The organism is Halopenitus sp. POP-27, from assembly GCF_029889855.1.
Classification (GTDB): domain Archaea; phylum Halobacteriota; class Halobacteria; order Halobacteriales; family Haloferacaceae; genus Halopenitus; species Halopenitus malekzadehii.
The window spans coordinates 70,630-88,063 of the sequence record NZ_JARANU010000010.1; the positions used below are offsets into that span (position 1 = coordinate 70,630).

At 66.7% G+C, this 17,434-nt stretch carries 22 protein-coding genes and 1 tRNA gene; 5 read left to right on the plus strand and 18 right to left on the minus strand.

Annotation, left to right across the window (positions count from 1 at the left end):
• Window positions 1–7: 7 nt before the first annotated feature.
• The 3 genes from OQF70_RS07880 to OQF70_RS07890 are packed head-to-tail and all read left to right on the plus strand — an operon-like array spanning window position 8 to window position 1,419.
• Entirely contained in the window at window positions 8–592 is a 585-nt protein-coding gene (locus tag OQF70_RS07880; protein WP_280536848.1) for a DNA-directed RNA polymerase, read from the plus strand.
• Window positions 592–789: a transcription elongation factor subunit Spt4 gene (gene spt4, locus OQF70_RS07885; protein WP_092817454.1), complete on the plus strand. Its 198-nt coding sequence runs from the start codon at window positions 592–594 to the stop codon at window positions 787–789. Before OQF70_RS07880 ends, spt4 begins: the two co-directional genes overlap by 1 nt.
• A 30-nt stretch (window positions 790–819) precedes the next feature.
• Entirely contained in the window at window positions 820–1,419 is a 600-nt protein-coding gene (locus tag OQF70_RS07890) for a GTP-dependent dephospho-CoA kinase family protein (protein WP_280536849.1), read from the plus strand.
• Window positions 1,420–1,492: 73 nt separating this feature from the next.
• Here the strand turns inward: OQF70_RS07890 and OQF70_RS07895 are convergent, their stop codons facing one another.
• The 11 genes from OQF70_RS07895 to OQF70_RS07945 all read right to left on the minus strand — a co-directional run bounded on the left by OQF70_RS07895 (window position 1,493) and on the right by OQF70_RS07945 (window position 10,915).
• Window positions 1,493–1,843 carry a CTP synthetase gene (locus tag OQF70_RS07895; protein WP_280536851.1) on the minus strand — a complete coding sequence of 117 codons (351 nt, stop codon included), beginning with the start codon at window positions 1,841–1,843 and terminating at the stop codon, window positions 1,493–1,495.
• Window positions 1,844–1,845: 2 nt separating this feature from the next.
• The gene (gene guaA / locus OQF70_RS07900) at window positions 1,846–2,763 is read right to left on the minus strand and encodes a glutamine-hydrolyzing GMP synthase (protein ID WP_092817451.1); all 918 of its coding nucleotides are present in this window, start codon (window positions 2,761–2,763) and stop codon (window positions 1,846–1,848) included.
• Window positions 2,763–4,421 (minus strand): CTP synthase, encoded by a 1,659-nt coding sequence (locus tag OQF70_RS07905; protein ID WP_280536853.1) that lies wholly within the window; start codon window positions 4,419–4,421, stop codon window positions 2,763–2,765. Before OQF70_RS07905 ends, guaA begins: the two co-directional genes overlap by 1 nt.
• 119 nt (window positions 4,422–4,540) lie before the next feature.
• A complete protein-coding gene (locus tag OQF70_RS07910; protein ID WP_280536855.1) occupies window positions 4,541–5,119 on the minus strand; it encodes a magnesium transporter in 579 nt (192 codons plus the stop codon).
• Window positions 5,119–5,688: a magnesium transporter gene (locus OQF70_RS07915; protein ID WP_280536856.1), complete on the minus strand. Its 570-nt coding sequence runs from the start codon at window positions 5,686–5,688 to the stop codon at window positions 5,119–5,121. Before OQF70_RS07915 ends, OQF70_RS07910 begins: the two co-directional genes overlap by 1 nt.
• 129 nt (window positions 5,689–5,817) lie before the next feature.
• Complete coding sequence (locus OQF70_RS07920; RefSeq protein WP_280536857.1) at window positions 5,818–7,581, minus strand: GTP-binding protein; 1,764 nt, start codon at window positions 7,579–7,581, stop codon at window positions 5,818–5,820.
• Window positions 7,582–7,726: 145 nt separating this feature from the next.
• Window positions 7,727–8,644: an ATPase gene (locus tag OQF70_RS07925; protein ID WP_280536858.1), complete on the minus strand. Its 918-nt coding sequence runs from the start codon at window positions 8,642–8,644 to the stop codon at window positions 7,727–7,729.
• Window positions 8,641–8,985: a DUF5827 family protein gene (locus OQF70_RS07930; RefSeq protein WP_280536859.1), complete on the minus strand. Its 345-nt coding sequence runs from the start codon at window positions 8,983–8,985 to the stop codon at window positions 8,641–8,643. The genes OQF70_RS07925 and OQF70_RS07930 overlap by 4 nt, the downstream gene beginning before the upstream one ends.
• 137 nt (window positions 8,986–9,122) lie before the next feature.
• A complete protein-coding gene (sod, locus tag OQF70_RS07935; RefSeq protein WP_280536861.1) occupies window positions 9,123–9,725 on the minus strand; it encodes a superoxide dismutase in 603 nt (200 codons plus the stop codon).
• A gap of 166 nt (window positions 9,726–9,891) precedes the next feature.
• Window positions 9,892–9,975 (minus strand) — tRNA-Ser (locus OQF70_RS07940).
• A 178-nt stretch (window positions 9,976–10,153) separates the two neighbouring features.
• On the minus strand, window positions 10,154–10,915 hold the full coding sequence (locus tag OQF70_RS07945) for a hypothetical protein (RefSeq protein ID WP_280536863.1): 762 nt from the start codon (window positions 10,913–10,915) through the stop codon (window positions 10,154–10,156).
• Between the two features lie 68 nt (window positions 10,916–10,983).
• Here OQF70_RS07945 and OQF70_RS07950 point away from each other — a divergent pair, with 68 nt between their 5' ends.
• Window positions 10,984–11,178 carry a hypothetical protein gene (locus tag OQF70_RS07950; RefSeq protein WP_092817443.1) on the plus strand — a complete coding sequence of 65 codons (195 nt, stop codon included), beginning with the start codon at window positions 10,984–10,986 and terminating at the stop codon, window positions 11,176–11,178.
• A 42-nt stretch (window positions 11,179–11,220) separates the two neighbouring features.
• On the opposite strand, the gene OQF70_RS07955 is transcribed toward OQF70_RS07950, so the two are convergent.
• Complete coding sequence (locus OQF70_RS07955) at window positions 11,221–11,856, minus strand: uracil-DNA glycosylase family protein (protein ID WP_280536865.1); 636 nt, start codon at window positions 11,854–11,856, stop codon at window positions 11,221–11,223.
• A gap of 125 nt (window positions 11,857–11,981) precedes the next feature.
• Here OQF70_RS07955 and OQF70_RS07960 point away from each other — a divergent pair, with 125 nt between their 5' ends.
• Window positions 11,982–12,143, plus strand: a complete 162-nt coding sequence (locus OQF70_RS07960) for a hypothetical protein (RefSeq protein WP_280536866.1) — start codon at window positions 11,982–11,984, stop codon at window positions 12,141–12,143.
• A gap of 191 nt (window positions 12,144–12,334) precedes the next feature.
• Here OQF70_RS07960 and OQF70_RS07965 read toward each other — a convergent pair whose 3' ends face one another.
• From OQF70_RS07965 to OQF70_RS07990, 6 genes are all read right to left on the minus strand, one after another.
• The gene (locus tag OQF70_RS07965) at window positions 12,335–12,562 is read right to left on the minus strand and encodes a helix-turn-helix domain-containing protein (RefSeq protein WP_280536868.1); all 228 of its coding nucleotides are present in this window, start codon (window positions 12,560–12,562) and stop codon (window positions 12,335–12,337) included.
• Between the two features lie 241 nt (window positions 12,563–12,803).
• Window positions 12,804–14,663: an FAD-binding protein gene (locus tag OQF70_RS07970; RefSeq protein WP_280536869.1), complete on the minus strand. Its 1,860-nt coding sequence runs from the start codon at window positions 14,661–14,663 to the stop codon at window positions 12,804–12,806.
• A gap of 29 nt (window positions 14,664–14,692) precedes the next feature.
• Window positions 14,693–15,583, minus strand: a complete 891-nt coding sequence (locus OQF70_RS07975) for a succinate dehydrogenase/fumarate reductase iron-sulfur subunit (RefSeq protein ID WP_280536870.1) — start codon at window positions 15,581–15,583, stop codon at window positions 14,693–14,695.
• Window positions 15,584–15,593: 10 nt separating this feature from the next.
• Window positions 15,594–15,965 (minus strand): succinate dehydrogenase hydrophobic membrane anchor subunit, encoded by a 372-nt coding sequence (locus OQF70_RS07980; protein ID WP_280536871.1) that lies wholly within the window; start codon window positions 15,963–15,965, stop codon window positions 15,594–15,596.
• Between the two features lies 1 nt (window position 15,966).
• A complete protein-coding gene (sdhC, locus tag OQF70_RS07985; protein WP_092817439.1) occupies window positions 15,967–16,392 on the minus strand; it encodes a succinate dehydrogenase, cytochrome b556 subunit in 426 nt (141 codons plus the stop codon).
• A 66-nt stretch (window positions 16,393–16,458) separates the two neighbouring features.
• Window positions 16,459–17,331: a molybdopterin synthase gene (locus OQF70_RS07990; RefSeq protein WP_280536872.1), complete on the minus strand. Its 873-nt coding sequence runs from the start codon at window positions 17,329–17,331 to the stop codon at window positions 16,459–16,461.
• Window positions 17,332–17,434 lie beyond the last annotated feature (103 nt).

The following is a 17,434-nucleotide window of genomic DNA, read 5'->3' on the forward strand; positions in this document are numbered from 1 at the left end:
CGCACGCATGTACAAGCGAGTACGACTCACAGACACGGTCGAAGTGCCGCCGAAACATCTGGCGGACGTCTCGAACGAACGGGTGAAAGCCCTGCTACAGGACAAACTGGAGGGGCGGATGGACGAGGACGTCGGCAGCGTCGTCAGCGTCATCGAGGTCCACGACATCGGCGAGGGAGCGGTGTTGCCGAACCGGCCCGGCGTCTACTACGAGGCCGAGTTCGACGCGCTCACCTACGACCCCGATATGCAGGAGGTCATCGACGGCACCGTCGTCGAGACCGTGGAGTTCGGCGCCTTCGTCGGAATCGGGCCGGTTGACGGCCTGCTGCACGTCTCCCAGATCACCGACGAGTATCTGACCTTCGACGGGGCGAACCAGCAGCTCGCCTCCTCGGATTCGGACAAGACGCTCGGCGTCGACGACGCCGTCCGGGCCCGCATCGTGACCAAGAGCATCGACGAACGCAACCCGCGGGACTCGAAGATCGGGCTCACGGCCAAACAGCCCGGACTCGGCAAACACGAGTGGCTCGAGTCCGAGCAACGGCGTCGTGAGCAGCAGGGCGAGAGCGTCGAGGAGGCGAACTGATGGCCGAGGACCGACTCGCCTGTCGGGAGTGTCACCACGTGAACGATCCGGATTCACAGACCTGTGACCTGTGCGGGTCCTCCTCGCTGACCGAGGACTGGGCCGGCTACGTCATCATCACGCACCCCGAATCGAGCCGGATCGCCGACGAGATGAACGTCACCGAGCCCGGCTCCTACGCGCTGAAGGTCCGGTAGGCTTGCCGTGACCCGACCCGACATCCACGAATGCTGACTCTTCCTGCCGATCTCCGGTCGGAGTTCAAGGAGCCGATGGGTCCCGTCACGACGGACACCGACGAGTTGCTCGACCGGGTCGCCCGCACGCGCGCCGACCACGACGCGCCGGCTGCACCCCTCATCGCCGTCGGCGACGTCGTCACGTACCACCTCCGTGAGGCCGGGACCGACCCCGACGTGGCGCTGCTCGACGGCAAGACCGAACGCGAGGAGGTCGCCGTCGAGATCCGCCGCGCGCTCGCCGACGCCGGCGACTCGCGACTCGCCGTGGAGAACCCACCCGGCGAGCTCTCCCGGGAGCTGCTGGTCGCCCTTCGGGAGGCGATCGAGACCCCGGAAGCGACCGTGATCGAGGTGACCGGCGAGGAGGACCTGGCCGCCGTTCCCGCGATCCTGGCCGCCCCGCTCGGGAGCAGCGTCGTCTACGGCCAGCCCGGCGAGGGGATGGTCCACGTCGCCGTGACGCCGGACACACGCGATCGGGCCCACGAGCTCCTCGCAGGGTTCGACGGGGACGTCGACGGCGCGCTCGCAGTGATCGGCGTCGATTCTGCCGACCACGCCGGTATGAACGGCGACGGCGAGTGAGGAAGCGAGAGGAAGCGAAGAAACGGACCGGAACGGACCGGAACGAAACGGAACGAAACGGACGAAACGGGAGTCAGGCCACAGTGGCCGTCTCGACGAGCTCCGAAGCGACCGCCTCGGCGTCCAGCAGGGCGGGATCGACGGCCAGATCCGCGACGCCGGCGACGAACTCCGGCAGCGACCGGTCGGCGTAGGTTACCGTTCGGACCCCGGAGTTCTCCTCCTTGGCGATCGGGATGCCGGTCGCCTCCTCGACATCGGTGATCACGAGGAGGTCGGCCGCGTCGATCCCGGCCTCCCGAAGTGTCGCCGCGGAGACGACGCCGTCGATCCGGGACACTGTGGCACCAGCGGCCTCGAGCGCGCCGGCGAGATCGTGGTCGTCGGGTCCGGCGACGACGGCGCGGACGGGTTCGTCCGCCATCGTCACTCGTACTCGATCGTCGCGGGCGGTTTGTGGGTGACGTCGTAGACGACGCGGGCGACGTCGTCGTTCTCCCCGGTGATCCGGCTCTGGATGCGCTGGAGCGTGTTCCAGTCGATCTCCTGGGCCCGGGCAGTCATCCCGTCCCGGCTCTCGACGGAGCGAACCGCGACGATCCAGCCGTGCACGCGGTTGTCACCCTTCACGCCGGTTCCTTTGCCGATCACGGCGGCGAACGCCTGCCAGGGCTCGTACTCCTCGAGTTCGTCCTCGACGACGTGACAGGCCTCGCGGGCCACGTCGGCCTTCTCGCGAGTCACCTCGCCGATGACGCGAACGGCGAGGCCGGGGCCGGGGAACGGCATCCGTTCGGAGATGATCTCCTCGAGCCCGAGCGCTCGCGCGACCTCGCGGACCTCGTCCTTGTAGAGGTCCCGAACCGGCTCGACGATCGTCTCGAAGTCGATCACCTCGGGGAGCCCACCGACGTTGTGGTGGGATTTGATCCCGCCCTCGCTTTCGATCCGGTCGGGATAGATGGTGCCCTGTACGAGCACGTCGGCGTCGACGTCGCGGGCCTCGCGCTCGAACTCGCGGATGAACTGGTCGCCGATGACCTCGCGTTTCTTCTCGGGGTCGGTGACGCCTTCCAGCCGGTCGAAGTACCGATCGGCGGCGTCGACGACCCGCAGCGACTCCATAAAGGAGAACGTCTCGCGGATCTCCGCGGTCTCGCCCTTTCGCATCAGCCCAGTATCGACGTAGACGGGCGTGAGCTGGTCGCCGACCGCCTCGTAGGCGAGCGTGGCGGCGACCGAGGAGTCGACGCCGCCCGAGAGTGCGATGATCGCGTTCGAGTCGCCGACCTGTTGTTCGATCTCCGTTACCGCGTCCGTAATGAACGTGTCCGTGTCTACCATTATGCGGATACCTCGTTTCGTTCGTCGGTCGGTTCCTCCACGCGGTCCAGAATCGTCTCCACGAAGGAGACGAACGGCGGGCTCGCCCGGTCCGGCCGGGACCGGAACTCGGGGTGGTACTGCGTCCCGAGGAAGAAGGGGTGGTCATCGCGCTCGAGGATCTCCATCCGGTTGTCGGCGTATCCGGAGAACCGGAGATCGTCGGACTCGAGTCGGTCGATGTACTCGGGATTCACCTCGTAGCGGTGACGGTGGCGCTCGGTACAGGAGTTGGCGCCGTAGACGTCGGCGGCGAGCGTTCCGGGATCGATGTCGGTCTCGTGGGCACCGAGCCGCATCGTGCCACCCATGTCCTCCGTCTCGTACTGGTCGGGCAGCAGGTCGATGACCGGATGAGACGTCTCGGGGTCGAGCTCGGCCGAGTGAGCGTCCTCGAGACCGAGGACGTTTCGAGCGTGCTCGACGACCGCGAGCTGGAAGCCGAGACAGAGCCCGAGGAAGGGAACGTCGTTGGTCCGGGCGTAGCGGATCGCCTCGATCTTGCCGTCGGTACCGCGGGAACCGAACCCGCCCGGCACGACGATTCCGTCGGCCTCCGCGAGCCGTTCCTCGTGTTCGGAAGCCATCTCGTCGGCGTCGACCCACAACACGTTCACCTCCGTCTGGGTGTGGATGCCGGCGTGTTTGAGCGCCTCATGGATCGACATATACGCGTCCTCGAGGGCGTACTTCCCGACGAGCGCGACGTCGATCTCGCGGTCACGGTCCCGGGTGACGAGTTCGCGCCACCGCGTCGACCGCTCGGCGGCCGGAAGCGCCTCGTCGGTCAAGCCGAGCCGGTCCATCACGTACTCGTCGAGCCCCTCGTCCTCGACCATCAGCGGGACGTGATAGACGTCCTCGACGTCGGGGTTCGAGAAGACGGCGTCGGTCGGCACGTCACAGAACAGGGCGATCTTCTCCTTCACGTCGGGGTCGAGCCGGTCCTCACAGCGCCCCACGAGGACGTCCGGCTGGAGACCGATCGACCGGAGCTCCTTGACGGAGTGTTGTGTCGGCTTCGTCTTCTGCTCGCCGTTCTTCGAGTAGGGAACGAGCGTGACGTGTGTGAAGAGGACGTCGTCGTCGTCCTCCTCGTGGGAGAACTGTCGGAGCGCCTCGAGGAACGGCATCGACTCGATGTCCCCGACGGTGCCGCCGATCTCGACGATGCAGACGTCGGTGCCCTCGGCTGCCTCCCGGATGCGGCGTTTGATGTCGTCGGTGACGTGCGGGATGATCTGGACCGTCTTGCCCAGATAGTCGCCGGCGCGCTCGTTCTCGATGACGTGCTGGTAGGTCTTGCCCGTCGTGACGTTGTGGTCGGAGGTCATGTCGACCCCGAGGAACCGCTCGTAGTTCCCCAGGTCCAGATCGACCTCGCCGCCGTCCTTCAGCACGTACACCTCCCCGTGTTCGTAGGGGTTCATCGTACCCGCGTCCACGTTCAGGTAGGGGTCGATCTTCACCGCCGTGACGTCGAAGCCCGCGTTCGAGAGGAGTCGTCCGGTGCTGGCGGCGGTGATACCCTTGCCTAACCCGGACATCACACCCCCAGTAACGAACACGAACTTGCGACCCAGCGATGGGTCATACCCCGTGTCTGGATCCGTCGGCATACCGACCGTGCGCGAGCGTCCGCCTAAACGGTTTCGGGACCGCCGACGACTGGGTGGAAATCCCACTCACACGGGACCGAGACAGCCGGATCCGGTTCCGGACGTGGGTTCCCATCCGACTACCCCAGGAGCGTCCAGCGGGCGATCCCCAGGAAGACGAGCATCCCGAAGACGTCGACGACGTTCGTCACGATCGGGATGGTGGTGTCGTCGGGATCGATCCCCAGCCGGTAGGAGCCGTAGGTCGTGGCGACGCTGAAGACCACGGCGATGGCCGCAAGCGTCAGCCCGCTCGTCAGCGAGATGAACAGCAACGTGCCGAGGGGCATCCCGTTTCCGACCAGCAGCCCGATGATCCACGTGCCGACCGCGAGCACGGTGAACACGGTCGCCGCGAGCGCGAGCGTCGCCACGGCGTTCACCCAGAGGTGTCGGTCCCGCGGGTCGAAGGCGGTGGTGCCGAGGTGGAGCCGCGTAGTGAGCCGCGAACTCACGATCGCGCCGAGGTTGCCCCCCATCCCGACCATCACCGGCACCATCACCGCGAGGAGGCCGTACTCGGCGAGCAGCTCCTCGGCGTCCTCGAGCCGCAGCCCGGCCCACAACACGACCACCGAGAGCCCGACCAGTAGTGGAAACATGTTCCGGACGATCCGCCGGGCCGACCACGATCCGAGGTCGCTTGTGGGCGGGTCCATCAGGCGATCACCTCGATGACCCCGACCGCGATCAGCAGGAACGCCATCCCGAAGACGTCGCCGAGCGTCGTGACGATCGGTCCGACCAGGTTGTCGGGATCATACCCGCGCGTGTAGCCGACGAACAACAGCGTGAGCAGCCCGACGATGAGCACCGCAGAGGTCAGGGTGCCGGCGATGAGCATGATCCCGAGGAACTCGAGGGGATGTGCAGCGGGACGGCCAAGCAGCGTCAACGCGCCCCACGAGAGGACCGCGATCACCACGGAGACGCCGATCCCGTTGATGAAGGAGGCGACGACCGCGTTCACGATCCGGGCGTCCCACCGAAACCGCGGCTCGATGAGCCCCTGGTGGAGCCCGCTCGAGATACGCCCGCCGAGAGCCCCATACACGTTCCCGCGGGTCGCAAGGAAGACGGGCACCATCACCAACAGCCCGGGGAAGCGGCCGACGCTCGCCAACAGCTCCTCGAGGATCAGCCCCGAGAAGAGTCCACCGCCGAGCGCGACGAGCAACACCGGAAGCGACTCCCGGTAGATGGAGACGACCTCCTCGGGGACGTCCATACGTTCATCTGGCCGAATTCGAAGTTAAAAGTACCTACTCGCGAAACCACACGGATTCCGGTCACCGTCGGACGCGATCGATCGGGAACCGGCAGAGATGACCGATCAGTCGCCGGTCGGGACGACCGATCAGTCGTCGGCGGGCGACGGATCCGCGACGGCTCCCACGTCGGTGACGGTCCCGACGCCCTTGCTCGACCCCTCGCGGAAGACGAACCGCTGACCCTCCTCGACGAGGTACGGGCGGAACTTGAACCGGACCTGCGTCCGGCCGGTGTCGCCGGGAAGCAGCCGTCCGGACTCGGGAGTGAACTCGGCCGCCTCGCTGGCCGTTTCGAGGTGCACGACCGGCTCGTACCCCGACCGGATCCGCGTCGGATGGTTGAGAACCATCACCTCTGCCTCAAACTCCCTGACCGGATCGGGGTCGGCCGATCGAGGCACCAACACCATCCCGCGTTCGATCGCCGACTCGTCGACCCCCTTCAGGGCGATCCCGACGATCCGACCGGCACTCGCCCGGTCGACGCGGTGGTAGTGCATCTCGATGGAGCGGGCCGTCACCTCCTCGAAGGTCCCGTCCGCCATCGGACCGATGAGCAGCTCGTCGCCGGCCTCGACCGTCCCCGAGTTGACCGTCCCGGAGGCGACTGCACCGACGCCCTTCACGTCGTAGGACCGGTCGACGTACATCCGGAACTCGCCGCGCTCGGGCGTGGCACGCTTGGGGAGCTCGGCGAAGAGCGTATCGAGCCGGTCGAGCCCCTCGCGGCTGACCGCGCTCGTCTCCACGATCGGGACGACCGAGGCGTCGATCTCTTCGATGGCGGCGTCGACGCCGTGGCGTGCGACCGGCAGCGGGGTCGTCCCGACGTCCCGCAGCAGTGACTCGATCTCACGAACCACCGCGTCGACGCGGTCGTCGCTCACGAGATCGGTCTTCGTCACCGCGACCACCGTCGGCAGTTCGGTGGCAAGCAGGATTCCGAGGTGTTCCCGAGTCGTCTTCGTCGGCCCGTCGTCGGCCGCAACCGCGAGCAGTCCGTAGTCGATCTTCTGGCCGACGAGCCCGCGGATCGTCGTCCGGAGCCAGGGCTCGTGGCCGACGGTGTCCACGAACGAGACGAGCCGGTCGGCCTCGGCGACGATCCGGGCCCGGTCCTGCTTGCGGTGGGGATTGTCCATCCGAACGGGGACACAGTCGTCCGATCCGGTCTCATCGAACCCGTAGACTGCATAGGACAGATCCGCGGAGAGGCCGCGTTCGATCTCGTGGGGCTGGACGTCGAGGAATCCACGGGTTCCACCCTGGCCGTCGTCGGCCTGGCCCGTGACGAGCGAGCCGACGAGCGTGCTCTTGCCGTGGTCGACGTGACCGGCGGTGCCGATCACCAGGTGGTCCTCGTCGGTCTCGAGGGTTGCCCCTTCGCGGATCGTCGCGATTCCCACGAGTCCGGGCGGATCGGCGGCGGACCCGGCCGCCGGAGTCTCCCCAGCCTCCACGGTGGTCCCGGCATCCACGGTGGTCGTGGCGTCTGCGGCGTCCGACCGCGCCGCGGCGTCCGCGACGTCCGCAACGTCCGCAACGCTCCAGGTGTCGACGTCGTGGATGTGCGCGTCCGCCTCCTCGGCGAGCAACGAGAGGACGTCCATCGTCTCGGAGAAGCGGTCGGGAGCGATCCCGGCCAGACCGCCATCGTCCGTGACGCCGACGACGTAGGTCGCCTCGCCGTCGCCCGAAAGGACGCGGTGGCGCAGTTGCGCGGCGAGCGATTCCTTCCGCCCGTCCGCGAGGTGGACCTCCCGAGTCAGCCGTTCTTTGAACTCGATCGACCCGCCGTCGCGTTCCCCGCGCTCGATGGCCTGCCTGAGGACAGACCGGTCCGCGCTCATACCCGCCCGTAGGCCGCATCGGCGTTTAAGCGTTTTCGTGCCGTGGGTATCCATATCACAATACTGCTCCCGAGCGTGCCAAAAGCACACGAAATCCACTCCGGAACGGACGGAACTCGGCGGACGTCTCCCCCAGCCACACCCCTCACACGGCCTCGAGGAGGGCTGCGTAGGCGTCGGCGTACGCCGCCGCGATCCGGCCCGGCGACGACCGTGTGTCGCCCGGAAGCGCCGGCAGATCGACGGTCGCGAGCGGTTCGACCATCGACGTGACGGCGTCGGTGTGTTCCTCGAGCGCGCCCTCGCGTGCGCTGCCCGCGGCGACCGTGCACGCGCGGCGGTAGCGACCGCCGTCGTAGATGCGGACCCGAGTCGGTGCGACGACGGCCACGGCGTCGATCGTCGGGGCGTCGCCGGCATCAGTTCCGGCCTCGAACGGGAGCGCGATGTCGCCGTACGACTCGACCACGACCGGGCCGGGATCGGCGGCGACGGCGGCAGCGAACCGCTCGAAAACCGGCAGGTACGACGACGCCATCACCTCGTTGAACCCCGAAACGTCGTGGACGCGGGGTGCCTCCGAAAGCGGGAGCCGATCGGCGACCGTGGGCGGAAGCAGCCCCGCCTCCTCGGCAGCGCCGTTCACGACGAGGGTCGGTTCGCCGTTCCCCGCGCCATCGAGTCGGTCACAGAGGAAGGTCCGGTCGGCCTCGCCGAGCAGTCCGGTCCGGCCCGGTGTGGGACGCCACAGGCGATGAAGCGGGTTGATGGACTCCGGGGCTACCGGCGTCGATCCCGTCGAGTCGGATCGGTTCGCGAGCCCGCGATCGCTTGCGGCCGCGAGTCGGCGCGCGTCCGTCCCGTAGAGTCGGCGATCCGCGACCGCCGCCCGGAAGTCGTCGTGGTCGTACCAGAAGTCGTGGCCGGCCCGGGGTTTCACGCCGACCGGATCGGCACCGTCCGCCGAGAGGGTCGCAAGGAGCCCCACCGAGAACGTCGTCTTTCCGGCGTCGACCCGTGAATCACCGGCCACGAGCAGCGTCGGCGATTCGGTCCCGGTCACCGTTCGTCGTCGGTCGACGTCGCGGTCGAATCCCCGGCGCTTTCCGACTCCGCGGCGTCGTCCCCGTCGATCGCCGCCTCGGCGAGCCCGTAGTACCCGGGACCGTCGTCCGCAAGCGGCTCCGCGATCACGAGGTCATCGGCGTTGTTCATCACCCACGGGATCGCCCAGTCGATCAGGACGGTCTCGGTCCCCTCATCGAGCGGTTCGTCCGGATCGACGCCCTGGAGAAGCCGGGCGATTTCCGGAATCGTGTACATCAGGTCGGGTTCGAGCAGTTCCGCGGCCGTGTAGAACTCACACGGGTAGGTCGCTTCGAAGTCGTCTTTCGGCGTCGGCATAGCCGTTCTCGGTCGCCCGTCCCCTAAACGACACGGGTTCACCGACAGTGACAGCGTCGGGACTCGGAGGGGAGGTCACGGCCGCAAAAAATCGGGACGGAGTCGATCGACGGGACGGTCGTCTCGCGGACGCGACGTTACTCGAAGTCGGACACGACGTTCTCGTAGTTGTCCGCGACCTCGCCCCAGTCGACGACCTCGAAGAACGCGTCGATGAACTCGCCGCGTGCCGGGCCGTAATCGTGGTAGTAGGAGTGCTCCCAGACGTCGAGCGCCAGGATCGGATGGGCACCCCACAGCGCGCCCTGGTCGTGCTTGTCGACCTTCAGGTTGCGCAGCTGCTTGGAGACCGGATCGTACACGAGCAGGGCCCAGCCGCCGGCGGCGCCGGCAGCGGCCTCGAACTCGCCCTTCCAGGCCTCATAGGACCCGAAGTCCTCGGCGATCCGATCGGCGAGATCGCCGTCCGGTTCGCCGCCGCCGTTCGGGGACATGTTGTTCCAGAACAGCGTGTGGAGATAGTGACCGCTGCCGTTGTGGGTCACGTTCCCGAGCGCCGACGCCGTGCTGCCGTAATCCCCGCTCTCACGGTTCTCGGCGAGCGTCTCCTCGGCGGCGTTGAGCCCGTTTACGTACCCCTGATGGTGCGTGTCGTGATGCCACGTGAGCACCTGTTCGGAGATGTGCGGTTCGAGCGCGTCGTAGTCGTACGGAAGTGGATCGAGTTCGTGTTCGCTCATACTTTCACCCAGTCGATCGATCGGTCGCTGTCCTGTTAAAGATTGAGGAGACGTACGCTACCACGGCACAAATGACGAAACAGGATCGACGGTCGACAGCATACGGTCGACGACCGCACATCCCCGCACGATACTCGCGCGGCGCGACACGGCGCCGCGCTCGATACGGTGGGACTGGGATTTGAACCCAGGAAGCCGTGAGGCTACCGGTTTTCAAGACCGGCGCAATGGGCCACTCTGCCATCCCACCATCGGGTACCCGATCGGGGTATCCGGCTGCACTCGGGGATTGTGAGGGGGGCGACTAATGGATGTCGGTTGTGGTCGTCGATCGGCGGCATCGATCACGCCGATCGTATCGGTGGCGGCATCAACCACGTCGGCGTCGACGAACCCGCGCATACCGGAGCCACGGAGGGCGCGCGGTCTCAGTCCCGAACCAGGGTGAGATCGCCGGTCGCGTCGTCCTCGTGGACGGCGAGCCCGTGTTCGTGGACGAACGTCGCCGTGTGCTCGGGAACGATCCGCTCGGCCGCAAAGCGGGCCCGCAACAGGGGCACGACGTCGAGGAGATCGCGGCCGGTCTCGATCGTGGGCAGTGCCTGGATGAAATCGACGTCGCCGCCGGCGTCACGCGTGCGCTCGGCGAGCGTCTGGACGCTCGGTGGCGTGAACGCGTCCGCGAAGTCGATCGGCTCGGTGAACCCCGCGTAGTGGCACCGCCCGGCGGTCGACGGGCCGAGAACGGCGGTGGCGGTGCGAAGTTTCATCGCCGCCGCATCGATGGCCGACCGGGTGAGGAACGGCGTCGACGGCGTGACGATCGCGACGGAACCGGCATCCTCCTCGCGGAGCAAGTGGGTCGCCGTGTTGCCGGCGCGGGCGCTGAACGTCGATCCGACCTGTGGTTCGAATCGGACGTCGCCGGCGTCTTCCAGGGTGTCAGTCACGACCGCGCGCAGCTCCGCTTCCGGATCGGTCCCGGTTCGTGCGTCCGCGGGGAGCTGCTCCGTCGTGGGATGATTCACGAGGAGATCCCCGCCGGACCGATCAACGGACCGGATCAGGTCACGAAACACGGCTTCATACAGCGCCGTCGCCTCCGTCGTCGAGAGCGGACTGGTCCCCGGCAGGGACGGATAGCCACACCCTTCGCGCGGCGGGTCGGCGAGCACCGCGATAACGGTCATATCGTATCTGGTTGCCTCGGCGCCTTCAACCCCCGGTTTTTAAGCGCCGCGCGGATGATGCCGCACGTATGTCCGCACTCCGTCCGCTAGCCGCGATCGCGGCCGTCGCCGTCGTCCTCGTCTGTGTCACCGCCGTCCTCGGCCTGCCGGCCGCACTTGGGTCGCCGGCCGCCGTCGCCACCGCCGCGATCTGTCTGGCCATCGTCGCCGCGATCGTCGCGCTCGGCGGGCGCGAGGCCGGTCCGCGAACCGTCTACTGGTGAGATGTCGGTGACGATCCACCGCGAGGACTCACCGGGACGGGCTCACCGACTTCGCCGTCCCTTCGTCTGCCGATAATCACGCGCGAGGACGTTCTCGCGAACGTGGTCGATGAAGGCCCGTTCCGCCTCGTCGCTCATCGTTTCCGGATCCCGCAACGGGACGAGCTCGAACCCTCGGCCCCGGATCGTCGTCGCGTGTTCGGCGGCGACGTCGAACGAATCCGGCGACCGCGTGGTGTACTCGAACGCGAGCGCCTCCAGCGCACGCTGGCCGACCGGGACGATGATCTGGGGATTGATCATCCGGATCTCCGCATCGAGGTAGGGCTCGCAGCTGGCGACCTCCTCGTCGGTGGCGGACCGATCGGGATGACGACACCGGGTGAGAGCGGTGAAAAAGGCGTTCTGGACGTCCATCTCGACCGTCTCGGGAGCCGATCGAACGAAGCCAAGCTCCCGGAAGATCGATCTGACCCGCCGCCCACCCTCGTCATCGCCGAACGGGATGCCGGTCTCGTCGGCGCCGGCACTCGGCTCCCCGCCGACCACGAGAAACTCGCCGCCGACGTCGCCGTAGCCGTGGACCACGGTCGACCGCTCGGCACACAGCGCCGAGCAGTTCGCACAGTCCGTGTCCATCCCGAAGGGATTCTCGAAGTCGGTTTGGGCTGCGTCCACGGTGAGCCGTTGGCGGGCGACCGGCAAAAGCCCCGGTGGTTACGACCTCACCCGATTGTCGGCCCCCAATTGTGTGTTACCACCCCACAAGATTTATGGTAAAAACCACGACACACCAACACGATATGCCCGACTGTCAAAACTGCGGCACCTTCGTGACGCCGGCGTACGCACGCGTTTTTACCCCCGACGGGATCGACGACCCCCGCGTCTGTCCGAGCTGTGAGGACACCGTTCGCGACGGTGCGGAGGTGAGAAGCGCCCGGTCAACGCGGAACACCGGTTGAAGCGGACCGGAAGACGATGAGACGGCGAGACGGCGTCGACCGGCTGCCACCAACATCACCGTCGATCGATGGACCGATCCATAGACCGAACGATGGACCGATCGACGGACCGATCGACGAACTGGACGGTGAACGAGACAGTGAACGGGACAGCGAACGGGACGGCGAATCAGCAGCCGAAGCCGACGGGATTAGGCGAGTCGGTATTCCTCGCCCTGCTGTTGGATGAACTCCTCGTTGCGCAGGGTCTTGAGGATGCCGTAGAGCGAGATCTTCTTCATTCCGAGCGACTCGGCCATCTCGGACACCGTGGCGCGTCGATTGGTCGTGAGATACAGATACACGAGCTTCGCTCGCGGCGATTGCAACTCCGTCGGGAGCGACATCGCGGTTCCCGATCCGGCGTCGGTTTCGATCATTACCAGGATCAATTCCTTCGACGATAATAAATCCCCCATTCAACGATCGTCGAAAACTCCGGTACGGGGAGAGAAACGTCCCAAAACGGCGGTCTTACGCGGAATCGATCGATCCGAACCGTACCGACTGGACGGATAGCGCGTCGATCGACGGGTCAGCCTTCGACCGACGTCGTATGTGTCGTGTGAGGGCCCCACACGGTGCCTCGCGGGCAATCGACCGTCCGAGGTGCGGCCGGTCTCAGTACGACCGGACCTTCGGCTCGTAGCGTTTGTTCTCCCCTTCGAGGATGACCGGACGGTACCAGAGGTCCGGATCGCCGCCGTTCCAGGAGATGAGCGTGTGCTTCAGCCAGTTCTCGTCGTCGCGGATCTGGTTCTCCTTGCGCCAGTGGGCGCCGCGGAACTCGTTGCGCGCGAGCGCGCCCATCGTCAGCGCCTCGGCGATGTCGAGGATGTTCTGCGTCTCCAGGGTGTGAAGCAGGTCGGTGTTGAAGGTTCGGGAGGGGTCCGAGACGCCGACGTCGGCGTAGCGGTCGCGTGCCTCCCGGAGGTCCGAAAGCGCCTCCATCAGGCCCTCTTCCTCGCGGAAGACGTTCACGTTCGCCGTCATCGTCTCCTGAACCGTCGACCGTATCTCCGCGTGGTTGACGCCGTCGGTCGCAAGCAGCTCCTCGACGCGATCGATCTCCCGGTCGACGGCGACGTCGAGAACGGCGTCCGGGTCGGCGACCGCCTCGCCGCCGTCCGCCGCCGCGTCGGCGGTCGGTCCGGCGTCGTCGCCCGCACGCGTGCCGAGCGTCACCGGCGACTCGAAGTCGGCGTCCTCGTAATCGCCGCGCTTGCCCGTCTCGATCTCGGGGTCGTCGAACTCCTCACCCGCCGCATGGCGTCCGGCGAGTTTCCCGAAGACGATGAGTTCCGGCAGCGCGTTCCCGCCGAGGCGGTTCGCGCCGTGGACCGAGGCGCACGCACACTCACCGACCGCGTAGAGCCCGTCGACGCAGGTCCGGCCGTACTCGTTCGTCTCGATGCCGCCCATCGCGTAGTGCTGGCCGGGCTTGACCGGCATCGGCTCATCGAGGCCGTCGACGCCCTCGAAGTCCTCCGCGAGGTGGAGGATGTTCTCGAGGCGGTCGAGGATCCGGTCCTCCCCGAGGTGACGCATGTCGAGGTGGACGTACTCGTCCTCGATGCCGCGCCCCTCGTTGACCTCGGTCAGTTCGGCGCGGGCGACGACGTCGCGGCTCGCCAGCTCGCCGTCGTTGTTGGCGTAGCCGTGTTCGAACATGAATCGCTCGCCCTCGTCGTTGTAGAGGATCCCGCCCTCGCCGCGAACACCCTCGGAGATGAGCACGCCAGTCGAGGGGAGCGTCGTCGGGTGGAACTGGATGAACTCCATGTCCTCCATCGGGACCCCGGCGCGGTAGGCCATCGCGACGCCGTCGCCGGTGTTGGCGACCGCGTTCGTCGTGTGATCGAAGACCTGCCCCATCCCGCCGGTCGCGAGGATGACGCCGTCACGGGCACGGAATCCGGCGATCTCGCCGGAGCGGATCTCGTAGCCGACGACGCCGTGGCAGGACCGCTCGGTCGGGTCCTCCTCGTCGGTGACCGCGAGGTTCATCACGTGCCACTCGTCGTAGACCTCGATGCCGCGTTTGACCACCTGCTCGTACATCGTGTGCAGCAGCTGGTGGCCGGTCTCCGCGCCGGCGTAGGTGGTCCGCGGGAACGAGAGCCCGCCGAACGGTCGCTGGGAGACGGTGCCGTCCTCCTCGCGGGAGAAGGCCATTCCCCAGTGTTCGAGCTGGATCGTCTCCTTGGGACTCTCCCGGCAGAGCGCCTCGATCGCCGGCGCGTCGCCGAGGTAGTCCGAGCCCTTCATCGTGTCGTAGGCGTGGTCCTCCCAGGAGTCGCCGTCGCGGATCGCGGCGTTGATGCCGCCCTCGGCGGCGCCGGTGTGCGACCGGACCGGGTGGAGTTTCGAGACGATCGCCACGTCGGCGCCGGCCTCCTGGGCCGCGATGGCCGCTCTGAGCCCGGCACCGCCCGCGCCGACCACGATCACGTCGTGTTCGTAGGTTGTGTTGGATGCCATTGTGTTGTGCTGTGTTCGAAGCCGGGTGCTCACCAAAACTTCAGGTTGTTCTTGACCGCTTCCCGTTTCAGTTCCTGGATGTGTTCGGTGAGCGGAATGTCCTTCGGACAGACCTCGGTACAGGAGAACTGGGTCTGACACCGCCAGACGCCGTGCTCCTGCTCGATGATCTCGAGTCGTTCCTGCTTGCGCGCCTCGCCCTCCCGATCGTCCATCGCGAAGCGATAGGCCTTGTTGAGCGCCGCGGGGCCGAGATACTGGTTGTCGCCGGCAGCGATGTTACACGAGGACATACAGGCGCCACACCAGATGCATCGCGTGGACATCTTCACCTTCTCGCGGTTCTCCCGAGACTGACGCTGCTCCGCCAGTTCGTCCTCGGGCAGCTCGTCGGCGTCGAAGAACGGCTCGACGGCGTCCATCTGGTCGTAGAAGTGCTCCATATCCACGACGAGGTCCTTCCGGACGTCGGCGTGGGGCAGCGGTTCGACCCGGACCGGCTCCGACAGCTCGGACAACTGGGTCTTACACGCCAGTCGCTGTTGACCGTTCACGAACATCGCGTCGGAGCCGCAGACGGCCTGCCGGCAGGAGTGTCGGAAGGTCAGCGAGGAGTCGTAGGTGTCGCGCGCGTAGATGAGCGCGTCAAGCACCGTCATTCCCTTCTCGAAGGGAACGTGGAACTCGTCGAACCGGGGTTCCTGTTTCCCCTCGACCTCGGGATCGAACCGGAACACCTTCAGCTCGCGCGTGTTCTCGCCGGCCGCCGCGTTCTCGGCTGCCTCGGCCTCGCGCTCGCGCTCGGCGGCGCGTTCCGCCTTCTTCTCGCGTCGGAGGTCGCCCTTCGAGGGCTCCTCTGCGGCATCCGGTTCGGTCTCTACGTCCGTCTCGTCGGTCTGTTGTGGGACTTGCGTGCTCATGGTCAGTACCTCACAGCGGGACTCCGCCGGCCCAGGCGTTCGCCGTCCGGACGCCCTGCACGATCAGGACGACGCTGGCGACGATCAGCGTGGTCTTGACGACCCGTTTCTTCCGACCGGTCAGTCCCTGGTTGATCAATGCGTTGTAGACCCCGTTCACGCCGTGGAACGTGGCGGTCACGAGAAAGAGGATCATCAGCGAGTAGTAACTCAACGTCTCCATCCGCGCGGCGCTCACGATGAAGGACACCTCGTCGGCGTGGTTGACGAAGTGGAGAAGGAAGAAGTGGAACGCCAACACGACGATGAGGAAGGCGGCCGTGATCCGCTGGAGCAGCCACATCGTTCCGCCGGGGGTGAACGAGGAGTAGCGTTCAGCCATCTCAGAACGCCCCCGCGAGGAACGTCGGCACCGACGCGACCGTGATGAGGCCCGTCAGGATCAACGACGCATAGAAGCTCTTGTCCTGCGATTCCAATCCGACACCGAGATCGATGAACAGCAGCCGGGTTCCGTTGAGGATGTGGAACACGGCCACTGCGAGGAGCCCGACCTCGAGGATCCGAACGAGAAGCAGCTCTTCGAGGGTGACGATCGTCTGCGTGTAGACGTCGTCACCCGCCTGCAGAACCGCCGTCTCCTGGCCGGAGGCCGGGATCGCGGTGCTCAACACGGCAATGTGGGTGAACAGATACCCCACAAGCACCCAGCCGGTGAACTTGTGGAAGATCCAGGCCCACATCCCCGCGCGGAACTCCCGCCATCGGCCGAAGTCCTCGATGAGGCCCCGATTGTGCGACTGACTCATACCGTTCGTGGGTGAGACCCCAGTAGGTAAAGTAGTTACTAACGCGCCGGCACGTCGGTGGAACCGCTACCGCTCGTGGACCCAGAACTGCTCGCTCTCGGTGGTCTCCTTTTTGAAGATCGGGACCTCCTCCTTCAGCCGGTCGATGCCGTCGGCGACGGTCCGGAACGCCTCCTCGCGGTGGCCGGCGAGGACGACGACGAACACGATGTCCTCGCCGTCCGGGATCACTCCGGTTCGGTGGTGCATCAGGACCCGGAACACCCCGTCACGCTCCTCGAGTTCGTCGGCGATCGTGTCCATCCGATCGGCGGCGACGCCCTCGTACGCCTCGAAGGCCAGCTGCTGTGTGCGGTCGTCATCCGGCGCGTCCTTGGCCCGAACGCGTCCCGTGAACGACGCGATCGCCCCCGATCGGTCCGCCGCCGGATCGGCCTTCGCGCGATCGATCAGTTCTTCGAGCGTGATCCAGGGCTCGGCGGACTCGAGCGCGCCGAGCAGCTCCCCGACGTCGAGCGCATCCGAGGACGAGGCGGTCGCGATCACGTCTCCGGGGACGGTCGTCGGATCGCGATCAGCGTCAGCATCACCGGCATCACCGGCATCACCGAGAAGTACAGTGGGCACGCGGAGGCGCGTCTCACCGGTGAGAATCGCGTAGTCATATGCGGGCGCGAACCGGTCGAGAAGGGTCGTGAGGTCGGCCCCCTCGCCGGCCGCGGCCCAGTCGCCGTCGGCGGTGAACCGAACCGTGACAGCTGCGTTCGAGTCATCTCCGTCTGAATCGTCACCGGCGGACCCGTCTCCATCCGAGTCATCCTCGCGCCCCGGATCGACGTCGTCGACGCTGTCGATCCGAACGACGCGACCGTCGAGTCGGTCGGTTAGACGCGTCGCCAGCGAGCCGGCGTCGGGGCCGAGAACGGCGATCGGTTGCATATCCGAACCGGAGCGATACAGCGGCTTAGGGCTTTCCCGTATCGGCGACCGAACGGGATGTCTTCGAGTCAACCGTGTGTCGGTCCACCATACCGTTCGACGG